This window comes from Delftia sp. ZNC0008 (genome assembly GCF_000799035.1).
Lineage (GTDB): Bacteria > Pseudomonadota > Gammaproteobacteria > Burkholderiales > Burkholderiaceae_C > Comamonas > Comamonas tsuruhatensis.
Map to the genome: position 1 here is coordinate 88,066 of NZ_JTKZ01000068.1, position 20,787 is coordinate 108,852.

Annotated in this window: 19 protein-coding genes and 3 tRNA genes; 5 read left to right on the forward strand and 17 right to left on the reverse strand. The window is 65.8% G+C overall.

What is annotated here, in order from left to right; translation table 11 throughout:
* Window positions 1–7: 7 nt before the first annotated feature.
* The 14 genes from L995_RS02465 to L995_RS02530 form a co-directional block, all read right to left on the reverse strand.
* Window positions 8–601 carry a pilus assembly PilX family protein gene (locus tag L995_RS02465; protein ID WP_047468781.1) on the reverse strand — a complete coding sequence of 198 codons (594 nt, stop codon included), beginning with the start codon at window positions 599–601 and terminating at the stop codon, window positions 8–10.
* Window positions 598–1,458 (reverse strand): prepilin-type N-terminal cleavage/methylation domain-containing protein, encoded by an 861-nt coding sequence (locus L995_RS02470; RefSeq protein ID WP_231574337.1) that lies wholly within the window; start codon window positions 1,456–1,458, stop codon window positions 598–600. The genes L995_RS02465 and L995_RS02470 overlap by 4 nt, the downstream gene beginning before the upstream one ends.
* A complete protein-coding gene (pilV, locus tag L995_RS02475; RefSeq protein ID WP_231574338.1) occupies window positions 1,421–1,942 on the reverse strand; it encodes a type IV pilus modification protein PilV in 522 nt (173 codons plus the stop codon). Before pilV ends, L995_RS02470 begins: the two co-directional genes overlap by 38 nt.
* Window positions 1,943–1,965: 23 nt before the next feature.
* Window positions 1,966–2,478, reverse strand: coding sequence for a GspH/FimT family pseudopilin (locus L995_RS02480; RefSeq protein WP_047468788.1), 513 nt, complete (start codon window positions 2,476–2,478; stop codon window positions 1,966–1,968).
* A 450-nt stretch (window positions 2,479–2,928) separates the two neighbouring features.
* Window positions 2,929–3,004, reverse strand: a tRNA-His gene (locus L995_RS02485).
* A gap of 269 nt (window positions 3,005–3,273) precedes the next feature.
* Window positions 3,274–3,349 (reverse strand) — tRNA-His (locus tag L995_RS02490).
* Between the two features lie 74 nt (window positions 3,350–3,423).
* Window positions 3,424–5,319, reverse strand: coding sequence for a SurA N-terminal domain-containing protein (locus tag L995_RS02495; protein WP_047468790.1), 1,896 nt, complete (start codon window positions 5,317–5,319; stop codon window positions 3,424–3,426).
* 57 nt (window positions 5,320–5,376) lie between these two features.
* Window positions 5,377–5,452: transfer RNA gene (locus L995_RS02500), tRNA-Val, on the reverse strand.
* A 14-nt stretch (window positions 5,453–5,466) separates the two neighbouring features.
* Window positions 5,467–5,739 carry an HU family DNA-binding protein gene (locus L995_RS02505; protein ID WP_012204727.1) on the reverse strand — a complete coding sequence of 91 codons (273 nt, stop codon included), beginning with the start codon at window positions 5,737–5,739 and terminating at the stop codon, window positions 5,467–5,469.
* 452 nt (window positions 5,740–6,191) lie between these two features.
* Window positions 6,192–6,761 (reverse strand): CDP-diacylglycerol--glycerol-3-phosphate 3-phosphatidyltransferase, encoded by a 570-nt coding sequence (gene pgsA / locus L995_RS02510; RefSeq protein WP_026062576.1) that lies wholly within the window; start codon window positions 6,759–6,761, stop codon window positions 6,192–6,194.
* 77 nt (window positions 6,762–6,838) lie between these two features.
* Window positions 6,839–8,791, reverse strand: a complete 1,953-nt coding sequence (gene uvrC, locus L995_RS02515; RefSeq protein WP_016445352.1) for an excinuclease ABC subunit UvrC — start codon at window positions 8,789–8,791, stop codon at window positions 6,839–6,841.
* A 50-nt stretch (window positions 8,792–8,841) separates the two neighbouring features.
* A complete protein-coding gene (locus L995_RS02520) occupies window positions 8,842–9,828 on the reverse strand; it encodes a Bug family tripartite tricarboxylate transporter substrate binding protein (RefSeq protein ID WP_016453010.1) in 987 nt (328 codons plus the stop codon).
* Between the two features lie 51 nt (window positions 9,829–9,879).
* Window positions 9,880–10,869: a hydroxymethylglutaryl-CoA lyase gene (locus L995_RS02525; RefSeq protein ID WP_047468797.1), complete on the reverse strand. Its 990-nt coding sequence runs from the start codon at window positions 10,867–10,869 to the stop codon at window positions 9,880–9,882.
* On the reverse strand, window positions 10,866–12,083 hold the full coding sequence (locus L995_RS02530) for a CaiB/BaiF CoA transferase family protein (protein WP_047217675.1): 1,218 nt from the start codon (window positions 12,081–12,083) through the stop codon (window positions 10,866–10,868). The genes L995_RS02525 and L995_RS02530 overlap by 4 nt, the downstream gene beginning before the upstream one ends.
* 168 nt (window positions 12,084–12,251) lie before the next feature.
* On the opposite strand from L995_RS02530, the gene L995_RS02535 reads away from it, so the two are divergent.
* From L995_RS02535 to L995_RS02555, 5 genes are all read left to right on the forward strand, one after another.
* The gene (locus tag L995_RS02535) at window positions 12,252–13,136 is read left to right on the forward strand and encodes a LysR family transcriptional regulator (protein ID WP_017406152.1); all 885 of its coding nucleotides are present in this window, start codon (window positions 12,252–12,254) and stop codon (window positions 13,134–13,136) included.
* Window positions 13,137–13,141: 5 nt separating this feature from the next.
* Window positions 13,142–14,275 (forward strand): elongation factor P maturation arginine rhamnosyltransferase EarP, encoded by a 1,134-nt coding sequence (earP, locus tag L995_RS02540; protein WP_047468799.1) that lies wholly within the window; start codon window positions 13,142–13,144, stop codon window positions 14,273–14,275.
* A 163-nt stretch (window positions 14,276–14,438) separates the two neighbouring features.
* Complete coding sequence (efp, locus tag L995_RS02545) at window positions 14,439–14,993, forward strand: elongation factor P (protein WP_016445346.1); 555 nt, start codon at window positions 14,439–14,441, stop codon at window positions 14,991–14,993.
* A 153-nt stretch (window positions 14,994–15,146) separates the two neighbouring features.
* A complete protein-coding gene (locus tag L995_RS02550) occupies window positions 15,147–15,746 on the forward strand; it encodes a DUF2239 family protein (protein WP_017406154.1) in 600 nt (199 codons plus the stop codon).
* A gap of 47 nt (window positions 15,747–15,793) precedes the next feature.
* Window positions 15,794–17,215 carry an MATE family efflux transporter gene (locus L995_RS02555; protein ID WP_046983666.1) on the forward strand — a complete coding sequence of 474 codons (1,422 nt, stop codon included), beginning with the start codon at window positions 15,794–15,796 and terminating at the stop codon, window positions 17,213–17,215.
* Window positions 17,216–17,278: 63 nt separating this feature from the next.
* Here the strand turns inward: L995_RS02555 and adhP are convergent, their stop codons facing one another.
* The 3 genes from adhP to phaR all read right to left on the reverse strand — a co-directional run bounded on the left by adhP (window position 17,279) and on the right by phaR (window position 20,477).
* A complete protein-coding gene (adhP, locus tag L995_RS02560; protein ID WP_016445343.1) occupies window positions 17,279–18,307 on the reverse strand; it encodes an alcohol dehydrogenase AdhP in 1,029 nt (342 codons plus the stop codon).
* 149 nt (window positions 18,308–18,456) lie between these two features.
* The gene (gene rimO, locus L995_RS02565; RefSeq protein WP_047468807.1) at window positions 18,457–19,845 is read right to left on the reverse strand and encodes a 30S ribosomal protein S12 methylthiotransferase RimO; all 1,389 of its coding nucleotides are present in this window, start codon (window positions 19,843–19,845) and stop codon (window positions 18,457–18,459) included.
* A gap of 92 nt (window positions 19,846–19,937) precedes the next feature.
* Window positions 19,938–20,477 (reverse strand): polyhydroxyalkanoate synthesis repressor PhaR, encoded by a 540-nt coding sequence (gene phaR, locus L995_RS02570; protein ID WP_016445296.1) that lies wholly within the window; start codon window positions 20,475–20,477, stop codon window positions 19,938–19,940.
* Window positions 20,478–20,787: the final 310 nt, after the last annotated feature.

The window sequence follows — 20,787 nt, forward strand, 5'->3', positions numbered from 1 at the left end:
CCCCTGCTTACTTTATGAACATGTTGACGCTGGACCGCAGGCACAGCGCATCCGCTCCGCAGGCCTGGGCCTGCGACTTTTCCGTGGCCTGGGCATTGACCTCATAGAAGTCCGTGCAGCCGGTGGCGGGTGCATCCAGCGCGGACGTCGCACTACCTGACTTGGGACAGGCGGTCGTGATGTATCGGGGATACCAGTACCCATCGGGCTTCTGAAACCCGGCCGCCTTGGCCTTGGTCGTCCGAAAATCCGTACCGAGCCCGATGGAGTCCGTACGCACGTCGGACACCGAGCAGGGAATGCCGCTGCCCTCGGCCACCGGAGTGCCGGCGCCATTGCAAGACTTGAGCGCGACGGCATGCTCCAGCAGCTTGCGCTCGCCTTCTCGCAGCGTGCCATCCGCGGTTTCATACAGCCGCTGGCTATCCACCATGTTGGCAGCGATGCGCGCCTCCAGCGTGGCCACGCGCATGCCGACCACCACCAGCAACAACACCAGCAGCAGCATGATCATGGACACCAGCAAGGCATTGCCGCGCTGGCGCCCGTGCAGGACACAGGACATGCAGCGGCGGCTCCGGGCTCCGATCGGCGCGGTCATGGCATCAGATTCCTCAGGGTGAGCGTGCCGGTGGCCAGTTGCAGCAGGGCGCCGGCATTCGCATCGCATCGGGCCGCGGCGCCGCCCAGTTGCGCCCAACGCTCGCAGACGGTGGAGGCCATGCCCTGCGTCACCTTGCCGGAGCTTTCCAGCAAGAGGGCAAGGCGCAGGGAACGGATGGCTTCCTGCTGCCCGGGCAACGTGGCCGCGAAGGCATCGACCCTGCGTATCGCGCCGGGCGCTGTCTGCCGATCGATGCCGAACTCGAAATGCACCGCCCGCACGCCATCGGCAAGCGGCACAACCTCCTGCGCAGCCCGGCACACCAGCACACCACTTTCGACGGTGTATTTCTCCGCGAACATGCCGGTCGCCGGCGCCGGAGCGTCATAGGGGCCGGCGGCTCCCAGGTTCGCGGGCGTGCCCGCACAATCGGTTTCCGCAGCGTCCCGGGGCTGGAAGCGAAGGCAGATGCTCTGCGCGTCAGCCGCGTAGAGCGCCTGTCCCTGGGCGAACTGGCAGCCGTTGGGATGGGGCGAGGAATCGGCAGGAAATGCGTCGAACATCGCCTGCGAAGGGTCTCTCCTGTAGCCTGCCTTGGAGAACTCGGAGTCCAGCACGGCCAGTGCCAGCCGGCTGTTGCCGAGGTTCTCGCTCTGCCCCACGCGAAAACCGAAGCTCGACAGCCCCTGCATGTAGATGGTGGTGGCAATCAGCACGAGGAACAGGCCGATGGCCAGCGCCACCAGAATCTCCACCAGGGACAGGCCCGCCTGGGACGGCATACGCATGCGGCACGCCCGTGCGCCCGGCCCGCGCTCAAAGCCGCGACCGCAGCGTGAATGTGCAAAATTCATTGTCGCTTCCATCCAGACATTGGCCTTTCTTGACCGGCCAGGCCACCGTCACGGACACCAGGCCATCGGCATCGGCGCTCACGGCGAAGGAGCTGTCGATGCGGTCCGCGGTGAGATCGGGTACCAGCTTGCGGGCCCGGTCGCCCCAGCAGGCCAGGCGCTGCTCCCGCGGCTGCGGCAAAGGCTGGCAGGCCGCAGGGGCCGCGGGCATCGCCGCACCCTCCAGCTTCTGATAGCCGGCCAGTTCCTCCACGGGCGCGCCCTTCGCGTCAAGGACCGTGGCCGTATCCCCCCGCAGGGTCTCCAGCAGTTCGGAAGCCAGCATGGATGCCATCTGGCGCCGCTCGGTATCCACGGTGTATTCAATGGCACGCACATGGATGCGCACGGCGCCCAGCAGCCCCACGGCCACCAGCAGCACGGCAACGAGTACCTCGATAAGGCCTGCGCCGCGTTGCCTGCGAGAAGGAAAAGGAATGGACATGTTGCAGACCCGTTGCACGCGCATCAGCAACTGCCGCCGGCAGGCAGCCGCTGCTGGCGCACAAGCCCGGCGCGAGTCACTCTCAGGCAGTGCATGCGCGTGGCATGGCGAGCCGTGACGGTCAGCGTGTACAGCGTGCTGGCGCCGGAGAACTGCTTGGCGGTCCCCGTGGTTTCGAACAGGACGCCCTGGGAAGAATCACCGGAGGGCGACACGGTCACGGCATCAGGCACCCGGGCCTCGCGCACCAGTTGCCCTCCCGACTTGGCGGACCATGTCTGCCCCGCGCCCACGAAGCTGCTTTCCACCCGTTTGTAGACCGCTTCGGAGCGAGCCAGCTGCAGCAACGACTGCAACTCGAGCGCAGCCGAGCTGACGCGCTGGTTGGCTATTTGGACGATGAAGGAAGGAGCGGCCAGGGCGGCCAGAATCGCGACCAGCGCCACCACCACCATCATCTCGATGAGGGTGAAGCCACGGGGCCGTTGCCACCTGCCGCCTGGACAGCCGTTGCGCGTGTAACCGGGATTTTTCATGCAAGCGTGCTTCTCGTTGGCGGGGGACCATGCGACAGGCCTGCAAGCCCTGCGCCATTGCTCTTGATTGATGTTTGCAATCGTAATGCAAAGGCAATTTAGAACACCTATTGACACAGGTCATGGGACAAATATAGGACTTGTCTTATAAAAACCTGCGCAGAGCGCAACACCCCATCCAGCAAGCCCGGCCCGCCGTCCACGCACGCAAGCTCGGCGGAACGGCCCGCGCGACGGGCATGGCCACGGTGGCGATAAGGCAGATCGCGAAGTCAGGCAGGCAGGCCTCGCATCAAGCGCCTGAAAATCCACGGCAGCATGAGCGGCCGCAATCCAGCCGCAGCGCGATTGGCCATGCGAATATCCCGTCTGCTTGCAGCCCGAGGAAGAAAAAGTTCTCGCCCAAAGCAAAAATCCCCAGTGCATTTCTGCACTGGGGATTTTCTTGTTTGGGGTGGCTGATGGGGCTCGAACCCACGACAACAGGAATCACAATCCTGGACTCTACCAACTGAGCTACAGCCACCGTTGAAGCATTCGATTATATGCCAAAAACCAGCAGGCAAATGCTTTGGAACAGGCGTTGCGTGACGGATCGGGTGCAGCAGGAACAACGGCGCATCGGGGGACGCGGGCAAAGGGCAGGATGGCGCCATCCTCCATGCAGCCGCAGCCGGCAGGGACCTTGTCCGGCGCACCTGAAGCGGCCGGGGACAAGCTGCCGGGCACAAGCAGTCCCCCTGCCGCCCAAAGCAAAAATCCCCAGAGCATTTCTGCTCTGGGGATTTTTTTATTTGGGGTGGCTGATGGGGCTCGAACCCACGACAACAGGAATCACAATCCTGGACTCTACCAACTGAGCTACAGCCACCGTAGAAGAACGCTATTCTATTCCAAAAAACTGCTTGATTTCTGAAATTTCTGTTTTTCTAGAAATTTCCCTCATCAGGGGCGCGGGACCTTGATCTGCACCTTGAGCTGTTTCTTGAGAAGCTCGTAGTATGCCATAGCTTCCGCCACGGCCGAGCTTCGCAGGAAGTCCTGCTTCTGCGCGGCAGCCGCCTGCGCATCATCGGCCGGACGCTCGACGATGCGGTTGATCTTGACCACGGCATAGCCTTGCGCGCCCAGGTCAACACCCGTCCACGCAGGCAGTTGGGCCGTGGGCGCACGCATGGCAGCGTCCACCACTTCGCGCGACTGGCCTTCGGGCTGGTCACGGCTGATCACCTTGGCTGCGGGCAATTGCGCCGCGTCAGGCTTGGCCTTCCAAGCGGCGAGCTTGGCTTCGCCATCGGCCTTGGCCAGTTCGGCGGATTTTTGCGCCACATACAGGGTGCGCAGCTTGTCGCCGACCTCGGCCATGGGCAGCGTGCGGGCAGGCGTGTACTCCACCACGCGGCCGGCCACCAACTGGTTGGAACCCAGCTCCACCGCATCGGTGTTGCGCTTGTTGTTGAGCGAATCGCTGGAGAACAGCGCCTCCAGGAAACGGGGATTGGCCAGGGGGCCCTTGACATTGGGGCCGGGCTGGCGCGTCACATGGTCTGCCTTTTGCACGGTGAGCTTGAACTTCTCGGCCACGGGCTGCAGGCTGTCCGACTGCTCGTAGACCGCGTTGGAGAAGCCTTCCGCCAGTTCGGCGAACTTGCGCTGCGCCTGCTGCTGCTTGAGTTCAGCCTCCAGCTTGGGACGCATCTGCTCGAAGCTCGGCGCCTTGGGCTTCTTGATGTCCACCAGCGAGATGATGTGGTAGCCGAAGTCGCTGTGCACCACGTCGCTGATGTCGCCGACCTTCATGCCGAAGGCTGCGTCCTCGAACGGCTTGACCATGGCGCCACGACCAAAGTAGCCCAGGTCGCCACCCGATGCAGCGGAGCCGCCGTCCTGCGAGTTGGCCTTGGCCAGTTCGGCGAAGCGCTTGGGGTCCTTGCGCAGCTCGGCCAGCAGTTCCTCGGCCTTGGCCTTGGCCTTCTCCTGCTCTGCCGCGGGGGCATCCTTGGATGCGTTGATCAGGATGTGGCTGGCGCGGCGCTCCTCGGGACCGGCCAGGCGCTCGGCGTTCTGGTTGTAGTAGGAACGCACATCGTCTTCGCTCAGCGTGATGCCGGCCTCGATGCTGGGCACATCCAGCAGCAGGTATTCCACCTTGGCCTGCTCCAGTTGCTGGAACTGGCTGGTGTGGGCGTCGTAGTAGGCCTTGAGGTCGGCCTCGGTGGGCTGGACCTTGCTGGCGTAGGCGCTGGCTTCGAAGCGTGCCACCTGCACTTCGCGGCGCTGGTACAGCGCATCGATGGCCTGCTTGACCTGGGCGTCGGTCGCAAAGGCCGTGCCCGTGACGCCACCCATCACCTGGTTCATGGACAGTTCGCGGCGCAGATTGGCCTCGAAGCCCTCAGGCGTCAGGCCCTGCGATCCGACCAGGGCGCGGTAGGCTTCGGCATCCATGGAGCCATCCGGCTTCTTGAGCGCGGCAATCGCGGGGATTTCCTGCAGCGTGCGCACCAGCTGTGCATCGGATGCGGCCAGGTGCATCTTCTGCACGGCAGCGGCCAGCACCTGGTCACGCACCATCTTCTCCAGCGTGGCGTAGCGCGCCTGCGGCGAATCCAGCAGCTTGGGGTCGACGTTGGGGTTCTCGGCGCGCAGGCGGTCGCTTTCCATGCGGTGCGCGTTCTCCCAGTCGGCCTGTTTGATCTCATGTCCATCCACACGCGCGACGATCACGCTGGATTCGGTGAAGTAGTTCTGGTTGACCCCCACGAAGATGAACGAGGGAATGATCAGCAAGAACAACAAGATCATCACGAACTTGGAATGCTTGCGGATGGATTCGAACATGGTCTGTCTTTCAGTGGCAGAAATAGAAAAGGCGAACTTTCGTTCGCCTTTTGTTCTTGGTGGGTGCTGACGGGGTCGAACCGCCGACCTACGCCTTGTAAGGGCGCCGCTCTACCAACTGAGCTAAGCACCCCACCTTGACTGGTGTCAGTTCAGGGCATCCTTCAATGCCTTGCCCGGACGGAACTTGGGAACCTTGGCGGCCTTGATCTTGATGGTCTCGCCGGTGCGGGGGTTGCGGCCCGTGCGGGCGGCGCGCTTGCCAACGGCGAATGTACCAAAACCAACGAGCGACACTGTACCACCCTTTTTGAGGGTTTTCTTCACAGCCTCAATCGTGGAATCCAGTGCGCGAGCAGCCGCAGCCTTGGAGATGTCGGCGTTGTTAGCGATGTGCTCAATCAGTTCGGTTTTATTCACAAGATGCCTCTGGAGAAATAAGTGAATGGAATGTCTCTGCGGCCACCAACTTGGCGCGACCAGAAACCCGGCGCGACGGATACGGAATCTGGCTTGCCGTTCGACGCTTGCCTCGGGGCAGGCATCGGTGAATTAAAGCCATCGACCTTCCAGGTGTCAATGCACGCTGTGCATCGCAACGACAGGGCACGATTCTATGCGGTTTTGGCGCCAGCTTTGGCTTTGCGGCCGGTTTTTTGCGCGCAGCGGGTGCTAGCGGCTTCACGAATTGACAAGGGTTGACAATGGACTTGCCCGCCGCAGGCCTTGCCAGTGCTGCAATGTGCCTCACCGCTTCGCATCCACGACGCCGCAGCCGCTGCCCTGCCTGATTCAAATGCTTCCAAAAATATAGCAACGCCAGACAGTTTGACGTGTCTGGCGCAGGATCCCGGGAACGGCCGGAAAGGCCCTCAGTGCGTGACCCGTGCGCGGATCTCGGGCAGGGCTTTTTGCAGGTAGTACACCATGGACCAGACGGTGAGCACCGCCGCCACCCAGATCAGCACCTGGCCCCAGACGCCGGTGTCGATCATGCCGAACACCCGGCCGTCGTACAGCAGGAAGGGGATGGCCACCATCTGCGCCGTGGTCTTGAGCTTGCCCAGCATGTGCACGGCCACGCTCTTGCCCGCGCCCAGGTGGGCCATCCATTCGCGCAGGGCCGAGATGGCGATCTCGCGGCCGATGATGATCAGGGCCACGAACACATCGGTGCGCTGCAGATGCACCAGCACCAGCAGCGAGGCGCAGACCAGGAACTTGTCGGCCACGGGATCGAGGAAGGCGCCGAAGGCCGATGTCTGGTTGAGCTTGCGCGCCAGGTAGCCGTCCAGCCAGTCGGTGGCCGCGAAGACGATGAACATGACCGTGGCGACCAGGTTGCGGGTCGCCACGTCGAAAGGCGCATAGAACACCCCGACGATCAGCGGAATCGCGACGATCCGCGTACAGGTCATCAAGGTGGGGATTGTGAGAAACATGGCCGCCATTGTGTCACGTACCTTGGTGTTTGAGGTTCTGTTTGCGGGCCTGCGGTGCAGCCCGCGGGACAGTCGTTTCAATGCAATGCACGGTAGATATCTTCAGCCAGCGCGGCCGAGATGCCGTCCACGCTGCACAGGTCTTCCACCGTGGCTTCCGACACGCCGCGCACGCCGCCGAAGCGCTGCAGCAGGCGCGCGCGCTTCTTGGGGCCCACGCCCGGAATCTCCTCGAGCTTGCCGCCGCCCACGCGCACCTTGGCGCGCGCCGCGCGCATGCCGGTGATGGCGAAGCGGTGGGCCTCGTCGCGGATCTGGGCCACCAGCATCAGCGCGGCCGAGTCGTAGCCCAGGTAGATCTTCTCGCGCCCGTCGGCAAAGACCAGTTCTTCCAGGCCGACCTTGCGCCCCTCGCCCTTTTCCACGCCCACGATGCGCGAGACATCGAGCCCCAGCTGCTCGAAGACTTCGCGCGCCATGCTGACCTGGCCCTTGCCACCGTCGACCAGCACCAGGTCCGGCAGTTGCGGCTGCTTGCCGGTGAGCTCGGCACCGCCCGCCTCTCTTTGCGCCTCGGCCACGCGGCTGTAGCGGCGCGTCAGCACCTGGCGCATGGCGGCATAGTCGTCGCCGCCCGTGATGCCTTCGATGTTGAAGCGCCGGTATTCGCTGCTTTGCATCTTGTGGTGATGGAAGACCACGCAGGAGGCCTGCGTGGCTTCGCCCGCCGTGTGCGAGATGTCGAAGCATTCGATGGTGAGTTCGTCCAGGTTCTCGCAGGCCAGGTCCAGCGCCTCGACCAGGGCGCGCGTGCGCGCCTGCTGCGAGCCTTCTTCAGCCAGCAGGCGGGCCATCTGGATGTCGGCGTTCTTTTGCGCCATCTCCAGCCAGATGCGCCGCTGCTCGCGCGGCTGCTGCACGGCGGTGATGCGCACGCCGCTTTGCTCGCTCAGCAGCGCCAGCAGTTTCTTGTCCACCGGGTGGCTGACGATGAGCACGGGCGGCACGGCCACGCCGGTGTAGTGCTGGGCGATGAAGGCCTCGAGCACGATCTCCTCGACCGGGCGCGCGGACTCGGCAAGACTGGCCTCTTCCTCGCCGGCGTAGACCGAGGCGGCATCGCCCAGGTTGGCGGGAAAGTACGGCCGGTCGCCCAGGTGGCGGCCGCCGCGCACCATGGCCAGGTTCACGCAGGCGCGGCCGCCCTGCACCTTCACGGCGAGGATGTCCACGTCGCGGTCGTCGGCGGTTTCTATGACCTGCTGGTGCAGCACGCGCGACAGTGCCGTCATCTGGTTGCGCACCTCGGCGGCCTGCTCGTATTCCATGCGCCCGGCGTGCTCCATCATGCGGGCCTCCAGCTGGCGCAGCAGTTCCTGGGTCTCGCCGCGCAGCATGGCCTCGGCATTGCGCACATCCAGCGCATAGGCTTCGGGCGAGATCAGGTCCACGCAGGGGCCGGAGCAGCGCTTGATCTGATAGAGCAGGCAGGGCCGCGAGCGATTGGCGAAGACCGTGTCCTCGCAGGTGCGCAGCCTGAAGACCTTTTGCAGCAGCTGGATGCTTTCCTTGACGGCCCAGGCATTGGGATAGGGGCCGAAGTAGCGGTGGCGCTTGTCCACGGCGCCGCGGTAGTAGGCCATGCGGGCGAAGAGCTGGTGGGCCGGCTCGCCATCCCGGCCGTCGCGCGCGGCGACGCCGGTGATCTTCAGATAGGGATAGCTCTTGTCGTCCCTGAACAGGATGTTGTACTTGGGTTGCTGCGTCTTGATCAGATTGTTTTCGAGCAGCAGGGCCTCGGCCTCGGAGCGCACCACCGTGGTCTCCATGCGGGCGATCTTGCCCACCATGTGACCTATGCGCGTGCCGCCATGGTTCTTGGTGAAGTAGCTGGAGACGCGGCGCTTGAGGTTGATGGCCTTGCCCACGTACAGCAGCGTGCCTGCCGCGTCGAAATAGCGGTAGACGCCGGGCAGACCCGGCAGCGCTGCCACCTGGGCCAGCAGTTCATCGGAATGGGGTTCGGACATGCGCCTATTGTGGCCGCTGCCCGGGCCCGCCGCAGCGGGCCTGCGGGTTCTTACTCGGCCTCGATCTTCGAGGACTTGACCACCTGGGCCCAGTTGGCCCAGTCGGTCTTGACCATGGCGCCGAGCTGCTGCGGGTTCATGTAGTCGGCCGTGGCGCCCTGCTCCTGCGCCTTTTGCTTGAAGGCCGGGTTCTCCACCACCTTCTTGAGGTCGGCCGTGAGCTTGTCGATCACAGGCCTGGGCGTGGCGGCGGGCGCGAACACGGCAAACCAGGAGGTGGCGTTGACGCCTGCGTAGCCGGCCTCGGCCGTGGTGGGCGCATCAGGCAGGCTGGGCAGGCGCTGCGTGCCGGTGACGGCCAGCACGCGCAGCTTGCCGCTTTGCACATGGGGCATGAAGGGCGGCGCCGTGCCGAAGGTCAGGTCCACCTGGCCACCCAGCAGGTCCTGGAGCGCGGGGCCCGTGCCCTTGTAGGGGACGTGGACCATCTTGATGCCGGCCTGCTGCTCCAGCATGGCGCCGGTCACGTGCTGCAGCGATCCGTTGCCGGAAGAGGCGTAGTTCAGCTTGCCCGGGTTGGCCTTGGCATAGGCCACGAGTTCGGCCAGCGTCTTCACGGGCAGCTCGGACCGCACCACGATGATCTGCGGCGCCGACAGCACATTGGCCACGGGCTGGAAGTCGCCCTGCTCCCAGGTGCGGGTCTTGGTCAGGTGGGGCGAGATCACGTGGTAGCCCGAGTACTGCATGAGCAGGGTGTAGCCATCGGCCTCGGCACGCTTGACCAGGCTGGCCGCGATGGAGCCGTTGCCGCCGCCCTTGTTGTCCACCACCACCGACTGGCCGATCACCGGCGCCAGCGCCTGGGCCGCCATGCGCGCGGCCAGGTCGGTGGTGCCGCCGGCTGCGGCCGGCACGATCATGGTGATGGTCTTGGCGGGGTAGCCGCCCTGGGCCAGCGCGGCCGTGCCGCCCAGGCCCAGTCCTGCGATGGCCATGGCCACGGCTGCGATCTGTCTGCGTTGAATCTTCTTCATCTTTGTCTCCTTGGTTTGCTCGGTTCTTGTGAATGAGAATGCGCGGCGGGTTCAGCCCTTGGCCAAAGCCCGTTCGCGGATGGCTGCGAACTCGGGCGGCGGCTGGTGCAGGTCCAGCCGCGCGCCGGCCTTGGCGATCTGGCTGGCCGTGTCATGGCCGATCAGCGCGGGCAGGCTGCGCGCGGCCGCGACGATCTGCGCCAGGTCCACGCCGGTGTCGTAGCCCATGAGCTGCAGCGCGTGGACGATGTCCTCGGTGCAGGCATTGCCCGATGCGCCGGGCGCATAGGGGCAGCCGCCCAGGCCGCCGATGGAGGCATCGAAGCGGTCGCCGCCCGCCTCGATGGAGGCCAGCACATTGGCCAGCGCCATGCCGCGCGTGTTGTGGAAATGCAGGGTCATGCCCAGCTGGGGCCAGCGCTGCCGGAAGGCGGCCACCATGGCGTGCACCTGGGTCGGGAAGGCCATGCCCGTGGTGTCGCACAGCGTGATGCCCTGCACGCCCAGATCGGCAAAGCGCTGCACCCAGCCGAAGACTTCCTGCTGCGGCACATCGCCCTCCATGGGGCAGCCAAAGCAGCATGACAGCGAGACATTGACGGGCACGCCCGCCTGCTGCGCCGTGGCCACGACCTGGGCCAGCGCCGCGAACGACTGGCTGCGCTGCATGCGCAGGTTGCACAGGTTGTGGGTCTCGCTGACCGACATGACCAAGTTGAGTTCGTCCGTGCGCGCCTCGATGGCGCGCTCGGCGCCCCGCGCATTGGGCACCAGGGCGGTGTAGACGGTGCCGGGGCGGCGTTCGATCTCGCGCATGACGATTTCGCCGTCGCGCAGCGCGGGAATGGCGGTGGGCGAGACAAAGGCCGTGACCTCGATCTTGGACAGGCCGGCCTGCGACAGCGCATTGACCAGGGCGATCTTGTCCTCGGTGGGGACAAAGGCCTGCTCCATCTGCAGCCCGTCGCGCGTGCCGACCTCGTTGAAGAAGACGCGGCGGCCCGCGCCCTGCCAGACATCCGTGGTGTGGACGGCGTTCATTGGATCACTCCCTTGCTGCGCAGCAGCGCAATCTGTTCGGCCGTGAGGCCGGCCTCGGCCAGCACCGCGTCGGTGTCGTCGCCCACATGGGGGGCGCTGGTGCGCACCGTGCCCGGCGTGAGCGAGAGCTTGGGCACGATGCCCGGCACCTCGATGTCGTCGCCGTCGCGCGTGTGCTGGCTGAGGATCATGTCGCGGGCGCGGTAGTGCGGGTCCTCGGCAATGTCCTTGGCGGTGTAGACCTTGCCGGCCGGCACGCGTGCGGCGGCCAGCTGGTCCATCACGGCCTGCACGCTCTGCGTGCGCGTCCAGCCGCCGATGACGGCATCGATCTCGGCAATGCGCGCCACGCGGCCCGCGTTGTCGGCCAGTTGCGGATCGTCGGCCAGGTCCTGGCGGCCGATGGTGGCCATCAGGCGCTTGAAGATGGAGTCGCCATTGCCGGCCACCAGCACCCAGCCGTCCTGGCAGGGATAGGCGTTGGACGGCGCGATGCCCGGCAGCGCGCTGCCTGCGGCCTCGCGCACGGCGCCGAAGGCGCTGTATTCGGGCAGCAGGCTTTCCATGACGTTGAACACGGCCTCATGCAGCGCCACGTCGATGACCTGGCCGGCACCGCCGTTCACCTTGCGGTGGTACAGGGCCATCATCACGCCGATCACGCCATGCAGCGCGGCCAGCGTGTCGCCAATCGAGACGCCCACGCGCACCGGCACGCGGCCTGGCTCGGCCGTCAGGTGGCGCAGGCCGCCCATGGCCTCGCCGATCACGCCAAAGCCCGGCAGGTCGCGGTAGGGGCCGGTCTGGCCGTAGCCCGAGATGCGCAGGATGACCAGCCCGGGGTTGAGCGCATGGAGCTCTTCGGGCGACATGCCCCAGCCCTCCAGCGTGCCGGGACGGAAGTTCTCCACCAGCACATCGGCCTCGGCGATCAGGCGCCGCGCGATGTCCTGGCCCTCCTGCTGGCGCAGGTCCAGCGCCACCGAACGCTTGTTGCGCGACTGCACCTGCCACCAGACCGAGGTGCCGTTCTTGATCAGGCGCCAGTTGCGCAGCGGATCGCCCGCGCCCGGCGCCTCGATCTTGACCACGTCGGCGCCGAATTCGCCCAGCGTCTTGCCGCAGAACGGCCCGGCGATCAATTGCCCCATCTCGACCACGCGCACGCCGCTGAGCGCGCCGGGTGTGGGGGCCTGCCTTGTCTGTTGTGTCATGGGTTAGCGCTTCCTCTTTGTCTCCTGCGGCCGGCCTCCGATGGCATTGCCGCGGCGCCGATCTTGCCGCCGTCCGCGCCGGCCGCAAAACGCTCAAGCGCGACGCTGCCATCGCAAACCGGCATGGCAGAACCCGGTCGGGCGGGGCCGGGCGATAATCGCCACCCCATGAAACTCGACCCGATTTCGCTGCGCCTGTTCGTGGCCGTGATGGAGGAAAGCGCCATCGCCCGCGCCGCCGCACGTGAACACATCGCCCCCTCGGCCGCCAGCCGGCGGCTGGCCGAGCTGGAGAGCCAGCTGCAGGTGGAGCTGTTCACCCGCAGCAACCGCGGCAGCGTACCCACGGCCGCCGCCTATGCACTGCTGAACATGGCGCGCGGCGTGCTCAATGACCTGGACGGCATCGGCGAGCAGATGCGCGAGTACGGCAGCGGCCTGCGCGGCCATGTGCGCGTGATGGCCAACATCTCGGCCATCACGCAGTTCCTGCCCTCCCAGCTGCAGCGCTTCCTGGACCAGCATCCGCATGTGGACGTGCGCCTGCAGGAGCGCGTGAGCAGCGACATCGCACGCGCCGTGGCCGACAACGAGGCCGACATCGGCATCCTCAACCAGGGCAGCTACGGCGAGAAGATCCGCCTGCGCCCGTACCGGCGCGATCGCCTCATCGTCATCGTCCCCCAGGGCCATGCGCTGGCTCGCCGGCGCTCGCTGCGGCTGGCCCAGGTGCTGGACCATGACTTGGTGGGCATGCACGCCGGCAGCGCGCTCAACCACCAGATCACGCGCGCCGCGGCCGACCTGGGCCTGCAGCCCCGGCTGCGCATGAAGGTCACGGGCTATGACGCGCTGTGCCTGATGGTGGCCTCGGGCCTGGGCGTCGGCATCCTGCCCGAAGGCAGTGCCCGCCTGTACCTGGGCGCCCTGCCGCTGCGCTGCATTGCGCTGGACGAGCCCTGGGCCGAGCGCCAGCTGATGTTGTGCGTACGCTCGCAGGAGGCCCTGCCGCCCGTGGCCCAGTTGCTGGTCGAACACCTGTGCGAACCCTGATTCCGATGCTTGCCTTCAACCCCATCCCCCCGGCCCCTCTGCCAGAGCAGGCCGCTGCACGGACCTGGGACATCTTCTGCCAGGTCATAGACAACTTCGGCGACATCGGCGTGTGCTGGCGCGCGGCGGCCGACCTGGCCTCACGCGGCCAGCGCGTGCGGCTGTGGATGGACGACGCCAGCGCCCTGACCTGGATGGCGCCCCGGCCGCACCCGGCCGGACTCAGCGTGCACGGCTGGCCCACGCAGGCGCAGGACATTCCGCAGGCCGTGGGTGATGTGGTCATCGAGGCCTTCGGCTGCGAGATTCCGCCGCCCTTTCTGGCGGCCATCGCGCGCCGCGCGCCGCTGTGGATCAACCTGGAGTACCTGTCGGCAGAGGACTATGTGGAGCGCTGCCACCGCCTGCCCTCGCCGCTGATGTCGGGGCCGGCTGCGGGGTTGACGCGCTGGTTCTTCTACCCGGGCTTCACGGCCGCCACGGGCGGCCTGCTGCGCGAGCCGGACCTGGCCGCGCGCCAGGCGACTTTTGCTTCCGAGGGCCGGCAGGCCTGGCGCACACGCCACGGCATAGGCACCGGTGATTGCGCCATCTCGCTGTTCTGCTACGAGCCCCCTGCCCTGCCGCACTGGCTGTGCCAGCTGCATGCTGCGCCGCCCGCACCACAGGCCACGCATCTGCTGGTGACGCCCGGGCGCGCGGCAGCCGCGGTGCAGCAGGCCATGGCCGGCGTGACCGCCGTAGACCAAGGTGCGGTGACCCGGCATGCGCTGCAGCCCTGCCCCCAGCCGCAGTTCGACGAAATGCTCTGGGCCTGCGACCTGAACCTGGTGCGCGGCGAGGATTCGCTGGTACGCGCGCTGTGGGCCGGCCAGCCGCTGGTCTGGCACATCTATCCCCAGCACGACGACGCCCATCACGACAAGCTAGACGCCTTCCTGGACTGGCTGCAGGCGCCGGCCAGCCTGCGCGCCTTCCACCATGCCTGGAACGGCATGGCACCGGCAAGCACCCTGCCCGCAATCACGCCTGCGCTGCTGCGGCAATGGCAGGACTGCGCACTGGCCGCGCGCGCGCGGCTGCTGCAACAGACCCCATTGATTGAGCAGCTGCAAGCTTTCGTGACCGAAAAAAGCTAGAATGCACGTTTTGCCTCCCTGGAGGCGCCGTTGCGGGCGACCGCCAGCCGGCCGCCATCGACCAACCAGGGTTGCACCCGCCGCGGAACTGCGGCAGGCGCACCGTCCCAGCGACTTCGCTTGCCTGCCCTGTTGAGCGGCTTCAACCTCAGCCAAGCAAGCTATGAAAATCGCTCAAGAAATCCGCGCCGGCAACGTGATCATGCACGGCAAGGACCCGATGATCGTCCTGAAGACCGAATACGCTCGCGGTGGCCGCGGCGCCGCCACCGTGCGCATGAAGCTCAAGGCCCTGCTGTCGAACATGGGCACCGAAGTCGTGTTCAAGGCCGACGACAAGATCGACAACGTGATCCTGGACAAGAAGGAGTGCACCTACTCCTACTTCGCCGATCCGATGTACGTCTGGATGGATGCCGAATACAACCAGTACGAAGTGGAAGCCGCCAACATGGGCGACGCCATCAACTACCTGGAAGACGGCATGCAGGCCGAAGTCGTGTTCTACGACGGCAAGGCCATCTCCTGCGAACTGCCCACGTCCGTGGAACGCGAAATCACCTGGACCGAACCCGCCGTCAAGGGCGACACATCGGGCAAGGTGCTCAAGCCCGCCAAGATCGCCACCGGCTTTGAAGTGCCCGTGCCCCTGTTCGTGAGCCAGGGCGACAAGATCGAAATCGACACCCGCACGGGCGAGTACCGCAAGCGCGTCTAAACAACGCTTGCAGTTCCCTCTGCGAAGCCCCTGGCAGTCTCTGCCAGGGGCTTTTTCTTTGGGCGCGCGGCATCCATGCAGATATTTACCCGGGTTTAATTGACTTGCAGATTTTACCCGGCTAATATCCAGCACATGACTACCGACTCTTGCATGGCGGGCGCCGAGCCCGCACCCAGCTACACCATCTTCCAGGGCCATGGCCGCCTGCTGCAGGGGGACAGGCCTGCCGTCCTGCAGTTCCTGCAAAGCCATGAACAGCAGCCGCAAGGCAGCGGATCGGCGCCGCCGCTGTGGGTTTTCGACGACCACAGCGGCATGCGGCTGGACCTGGACTGGCGCAGCGAACTGGCCGCATCGCCCGCACCCGGACAAGCCGCCGCACCGCGCAGCGTGGGCCGCCCCAAGCTGGGCGTGGTGGCACGCGAAGTCACATTGCTGCCACGGCACTGGGAATGGCTGAACCGCCAGCCCGGCGGCGCCTCCGGCGCACTGCGCAGACTGGTGGACGAGGCGCGTGGCAAGCATGCCGCACAGGATGCCGTGCGCGCCGCCACCGAGGCCGCCTACCGATTCATGAGCGAGATGGCGGGCGACCTGCCCCATTTCGAGGACGCCAGCCGCGCCCTCTTTGCGCACCAGGCCGACGCCTTTGCAAGGCACACCGCCACCTGGCCCGAGGATGTGCGAAGCTATCTGCAGCAACTGAGCAGCGCTGCCTGGTCCTCGCCGCCATCGCCAGCGCAGGACTGAAGCCCCCGCCTTCCATTGCATTTTCTCGTCGCATTAACAGACACAACATGACGAAACCTAACGAACCTCTGCCCCAGGCTGCTGCGCCTGCCGCATCCAGCCCCGCCGGGCCGCCCATCGCCCACGGCACCCAGCCGCTGTGGCGCACCTTCCTGGTGTTCCTGGGCCCCATGGTCCTGGCCAATATCCTGCAGTCGCTGTCGGGCACCATCAACAGCGTCTTCATCGGCCAGATGCTGGGCGTGCAGGCCCTGGCGGCCGTCGCGGCCTTTTTTCCGGTGATGTTTCTCTTCATCGCCTTCGTGATCGGCCTGGGCGCAGGCTCCTCGGTGCTGATAGGCCAGGCCTACGGTGCGCGCATGCACGACAAGCTGCGCGCCATCGCAGGCACGGCCATGTGCATAGGGCTGCTGTTCGGCGCCGTCGTGGCCCTGTTCGGCGGACTGTTCACCGAGCCGCTGATGCGTCTGCTGGGCACGCCGCCCGACATCATGGAGCAGGCCACGCTGTATTCGCGCATCGTGCTGCTGGGCATGCCGGGGCTGTTCGTGTTCCTGCTGGCCACCTCGCTGCTGCGCGGCGTGGGCGACACGGTCTCGCCCATGCTGGCCCTGCTGATCTCCACCGGCACGGGCCTGGTCTGCACGCCGGCGCTGATCGCGGGCTGGGGCGGCCTGCCGCGCCTGGGCGTGGCCAGCGCGGGCGTGTCCATGATCCTGGGCTTCACCCTGGCGCTGGCCTGGCTGGGCTGGCGGCTGCGCCGCATAGCCAGCCCGCTGGCGCCCAATGCCGCGCTGTGGAAGGCCATGCGCATTGACCGGACCCTGCTCAAGAGCATCCTGCGCGTGGGCATTCCCACGGGCGTGCAGATGATCGCCTCGTCCATGGCCGGGCTGGTCGTCGTGTCGCTGGTCAACGGCTTCGGCTCCAGCGCCACGGCAGCCTATGGTGCGGTCAACCAGATCAACTCGTTTGCGCAGTTCCCGGTCATTTCGGTGGCCATCACGGCCTCCATCCTCGGCGCCCAGGCCATCGGCGCTGGCCGCAGCGAGCGCCTGGGCGCCATCACGGCCACGGCCATACGCATGAACCTGGTGCTGGGTGCCGCCCTGGCCCTGATCGGCAGCCTGTTCGCGCGGCCGCTGCTGGGCATGTTCATCACCGACGAGCAGGTGCTGGTGCTGGCCATCGAGCTGCTGTACATCGTGCTGTGGAGCGGCCTGCTGCTGGGCTGCTTCATTGCCCTGTCGTCCATCATGCGTGCCAGCGGCGATGTGGTCATTCCCACGGCCATCACCATCACGGTGCTCGCCGTGCTGGAGCTGCCCATGGCATGGTGGCTGAGCCGCAGCTTCGGGCTGATGGGAATCTGGATGGCCTTTCCGCTGTCCTACACCCTGACGCTGTGCCTGCAGACCGCCTACTACAAGCTGGTGTGGAAGAAGCGCCCGATCCGCCGCATGGTGTAAGGCGTGCGCCATGCAAAACAGGCTTCCCGAGGGAAGCCTGTTTTTTTGGGGGTGGGCAAAGCGTCAGGCGTTCAGGTCCAGCACCACGCGCCCTTCGATCTTGCCTTCATGCATGCGCGCGAAGATGTCGTTGATGTTCTCCAGCCGGTCGGTGGACACGGTGGCCTTGACCTTGCCCATGGCCGCGAAATCCAGCGACTCCTGCAGGTCCAGCCGCGTGCCCACGATGGAGCCGCGCACCGTCACGCCGCTGAGCACCATGTTGAAGATGGGCAGCGGGAAGCTGCCGGGCGGCAGGCCGTTGAGCGATACCGTGCCGCCGCGCCGCACCATGCCCAGCGCCTGCTCGAAGGCCTTGGGCGAGACCGCCGTCACCAAGGCGCCGTGCGCGCCGCCGATCTCTTTTTTCAGATAGGCCGCAGGGTCCGTGGTCATGGCATTGACCGTGACCTGTGCGCCCAGGCGCCGGGCCAGCGCCAGCTTGTCGTCATCCACATCCACCGCCGCCACGTTCAGGCCCATGGCCTTGGCATATTGCACGGCCATGTGGCCCAGGCCGCCAATGCCCGAGATCACCACCCAGTTGCCGGGCCTGGTGTCCGTGACCTTCAGGCCCTTGTAGACCGTGACGCCCGCGCACAGCACGGGCGCGATCTCGATCAGGTCCACGCTGCCGGGCAGCAGGCCCACGAAATTGGCATCGGCCAGCGCGTACTGCGCAAAGCCGCCGTTGACGGAGTAGCCGGTGTTCTTTTGCTGCTCGCACAGCGTCTCCCAGCCGCCCAGGCAATGCTCGCAATGGCCGCAGGCCGTGTACAGCCACGGAATGCCCACGCGGTCGCCCTCCTTCACGTGAGTGACGCCCGCGCCCACGGCGGCCACGTAGCCCACGCCTTCGTGGCCTGGGATGAAAGGCGGATTGGGCTTGACGGGCCAGTCGCCCTGCGCCGCGTGCAAATCGGTATGGCAGACGCCGCAGGCCTCGATCTTCACCAGCACATGGCCGGGATCGGGCCTGGGCACCGGGACTTCCTCGATGGTGAGCGGCTTGCCAAACTCCCGCACCACGGCGGCCTTCATGGTCCTGTTCATTCGCGCCATCCTTTCTTTGCGTCAAAGTAGGTACAGCATTTCAGCGAAGCGACCTGAACGCCTTGATCAAAATCAGGCCTTGGACCATCAAGGAAAAAAAAGCGGGCAAGGAAAACCTTGCCCGCTTTTCAGGGATGCGAATGCAGGCCTTACACGGGCTGGCCCACCAGGTCGTGGCCCTGCGTGCCCACGATGCGCGCCTTGACGAAGTCACCCACCTTGTAGGTCTTGCTGGCCTTCTCGGGCGGCAGCAGGTGCACCAGGCCGTCGATCTCGGGGGCATCGGCATAGCTGCGGCCCACGCCACCCTTCTTGCCCAGGCCCACGGACTTGTCCACCAGCACCTGCATGGTCTGGCCGACGCGCTTTTGCAGGCGTGCCGTGGAAACCTCCTCGGCCACGGCCATGAAACGCGCGCGGCGCTCCTCGCGCACTTCCAGGGGCAGCATGCCGGGAATCTCGTTGGCGGCAGCGCCTTCGACCGGGCTGTAGGCAAAGCAGCCCGCGCGGTCGATCTGCGCCTCGCGCAGGAACTGCAGCAGGTGCTCGAACTCCTGCTCCGTCTCGCCGGGGAAGCCGGCGATGAAGGTGGAGCGGATCACCAGATCCGGGCAGATCTCGCGCCAGCGCTGCAGGCGCTCCAGGTTCTTTTCACCGTTGGCGGGGCGCTTCATGCGCTTCAAGACATCAGGATGGCTGTGCTGGAAGGGCACGTCCAGATAGGGAAGCACGCGGCCCGTGGCCATGAACGGAATGATCTCGTCCACGCTGGGGTACGGGTAGACATAGTGCAGGCGCACCCAGGCGCCATAGGGCTCGGCGATCTCGGCCAGCGTCTGCACCAGTTCGAGCATGCGTGTCTTCACCGGCTTGCCGTCCCAGAAGCCCGTGCGGTACTTCACGTCCACGCCATAGGCCGAGGTGTCCTGGCTGATCACCAGCAGCTCCTTGACGCCGCCCTCGAACAGCGCGCGCGCCTCCTTGAGCACATCGCCCACCGGACGCGAAACCAGATCGCCGCGCATGGAAGGGATGATGCAGAAGGTGCAGCGGTGGTTACAGCCCTCGGAAATCTTCAGGTAGGCGTAGTGCCTGGGCGTGAGCTTGATGCCCGCCTCGCCAAAGGCGCCCGGCACCAGGTCGATGAAGGGATCGTGCGGCTTGGGCAGATGGGTGTGGACGGCATTCATCACCTCCTGCGTGGCATGCGGACCGGTCACGGCCAGCACGCTGGGGTGCACTTCCTGGATCAGGTTGCCGCCGTCCTTGCCCGCCTTGGCGCCCAGGCAGCCCGTGACGATGACCTTGCCGTTCTCGGCCAGCGCCTCGCCAATGGTGTCCAGGCTCTCGCGCACGGCGTCATCGATGAAGCCGCAGGTGTTGACGATCACCAGGTCAGCGCCCTCGAAGGTCTTGGAGGTCTGGTAGCCCTCGGCGCTGAGCTGGGTAAGGATGAGTTCGGAGTCCGTGAGTGCCTTGGGGCACCCGAGGGAGACGAAGCCCACGCGCGGAGCGGCCGCGCCGGCAGGGGTTGTCATGGTTGTTGCGTCGCTCGTGGGGGTCATAGGGGCGATATTGTCCCAGTTCTGCGCGAACTTGGTAAACCGCCCCCGAACTTATCCCTGCAAGCTCAGCTATTGCGCTTGATCCCGAGCGCGCCCAGCATCTGCTCGGTCTGCTTTTGCATCTGCTCCTGCATCTGGGCGAACATGTTCTGCGACTGCTCCATGTAGCTGCTCATCATGTTCTGCATGGCGGGCGGCTGCATGCGCATGAACTGGCTCCAGGCCTCGGGCGAGGTGCCCTGGGCCTGCTCGGCCAGCTTGTTCTGGAAGTCGGTGAACATCTGCACGTTCTTTTCCAGGTAGGAGCCCATGTAGCCCTGCATGGCGTGGCCGTAGAAACGGATGATGTTGGCCAGCACGGTCTCGGAGAACATGGGGGCGCCGCCCGCCTCTTCTTCCAGAATGATCTGCAGCAGGATGCTGCGCGTGAGGTCTTCGCCCGTCTTGGCGTCCTTGACCACCACGGGCTCGTTGCCCATCACGAGCTGCTTGACTTCCGTCAGCGTGATGTAGGAGGACGTGTTGGTGTCGTAGAGACGGCGGTTGGGGTATTTCTTGATCACGCGCTGGGCGCTGGGGGCGGCGGCTGTTGTCGTCTCTTGCATTGCAATGCTTCTCCTCTTGTACCTGCTGTACCTGTTTGCGCCTGCTTGCACCGGCTCGTGCGGGCAATCGGCTATTGCACTGCAACAGATTCTAGGCAGCACCTGCAGCACCCGGCGCAGCAGTAACCCTGATGGGGATCAACGCATGCGACACGGCAAATGGCCGCCATGCAACCGTTGGGGCAAAAAAAATCCCGCTTGAAGCGGGATTTCTTTTTTGCAGCCCCTGGTGAGACTGCTGTGTTTGGTAGGCGCGATTGGACTCGAACCAACGACCCCCACCATGTCAAGGTGGTGCTCTAACCAGCTG

What these genes read in the sequence shown, in the direction of transcription:
- L995_RS02465 (WP_047468781.1), bottom strand. Translation starts at nt 601, where the DNA reads ATGACCGCGCCGATCGGAGCCCGGAGCCGCCGCTGCATGTCCTGTGTC.
- L995_RS02470 (WP_231574337.1), bottom strand. Translation starts at nt 1,458, where the DNA reads ATGAATTTTGCACATTCACGCTGCGGTCGCGGCTTTGAGCGCGGGCCG.
- pilV (WP_231574338.1), bottom strand. Translation starts at nt 1,942, where the DNA reads ATGTCCATTCCTTTTCCTTCTCGCAGGCAACGCGGCGCAGGCCTTATC.
- L995_RS02480 (WP_047468788.1), bottom strand. Translation starts at nt 2,478, where the DNA reads ATGAAAAATCCCGGTTACACGCGCAACGGCTGTCCAGGCGGCAGGTGG.
- L995_RS02495 (WP_047468790.1), bottom strand. Translation starts at nt 5,319, where the DNA reads ATGTTCGAATCCATCCGCAAGCATTCCAAGTTCGTGATGATCTTGTTG.
- pgsA (WP_026062576.1), bottom strand. Translation starts at nt 6,761, where the DNA reads ATGTTTCTCACAATCCCCACCTTGATGACCTGTACGCGGATCGTCGCG.
- uvrC (WP_016445352.1), bottom strand. Translation starts at nt 8,791, where the DNA reads ATGTCCGAACCCCATTCCGATGAACTGCTGGCCCAGGTGGCAGCGCTG.
- L995_RS02520 (WP_016453010.1), bottom strand. Translation starts at nt 9,828, where the DNA reads ATGAAGAAGATTCAACGCAGACAGATCGCAGCCGTGGCCATGGCCATC.
- L995_RS02525 (WP_047468797.1), bottom strand. Translation starts at nt 10,869, where the DNA reads ATGAACGCCGTCCACACCACGGATGTCTGGCAGGGCGCGGGCCGCCGC.
- L995_RS02530 (WP_047217675.1), bottom strand. Translation starts at nt 12,083, where the DNA reads ATGACACAACAGACAAGGCAGGCCCCCACACCCGGCGCGCTCAGCGGC.
- L995_RS02535 (WP_017406152.1), top strand. Translation starts at nt 12,252, where the DNA reads ATGAAACTCGACCCGATTTCGCTGCGCCTGTTCGTGGCCGTGATGGAG.
- earP (WP_047468799.1), top strand. Translation starts at nt 13,142, where the DNA reads ATGCTTGCCTTCAACCCCATCCCCCCGGCCCCTCTGCCAGAGCAGGCC.
- efp (WP_016445346.1), top strand. Translation starts at nt 14,439, where the DNA reads ATGAAAATCGCTCAAGAAATCCGCGCCGGCAACGTGATCATGCACGGC.
- L995_RS02550 (WP_017406154.1), top strand. Translation starts at nt 15,147, where the DNA reads ATGGCGGGCGCCGAGCCCGCACCCAGCTACACCATCTTCCAGGGCCAT.
- L995_RS02555 (WP_046983666.1), top strand. Translation starts at nt 15,794, where the DNA reads ATGACGAAACCTAACGAACCTCTGCCCCAGGCTGCTGCGCCTGCCGCA.
- adhP (WP_016445343.1), bottom strand. Translation starts at nt 18,307, where the DNA reads ATGAACAGGACCATGAAGGCCGCCGTGGTGCGGGAGTTTGGCAAGCCG.
- rimO (WP_047468807.1), bottom strand. Translation starts at nt 19,845, where the DNA reads ATGACAACCCCTGCCGGCGCGGCCGCTCCGCGCGTGGGCTTCGTCTCC.
- phaR (WP_016445296.1), bottom strand. Translation starts at nt 20,477, where the DNA reads ATGCAAGAGACGACAACAGCCGCCGCCCCCAGCGCCCAGCGCGTGATC.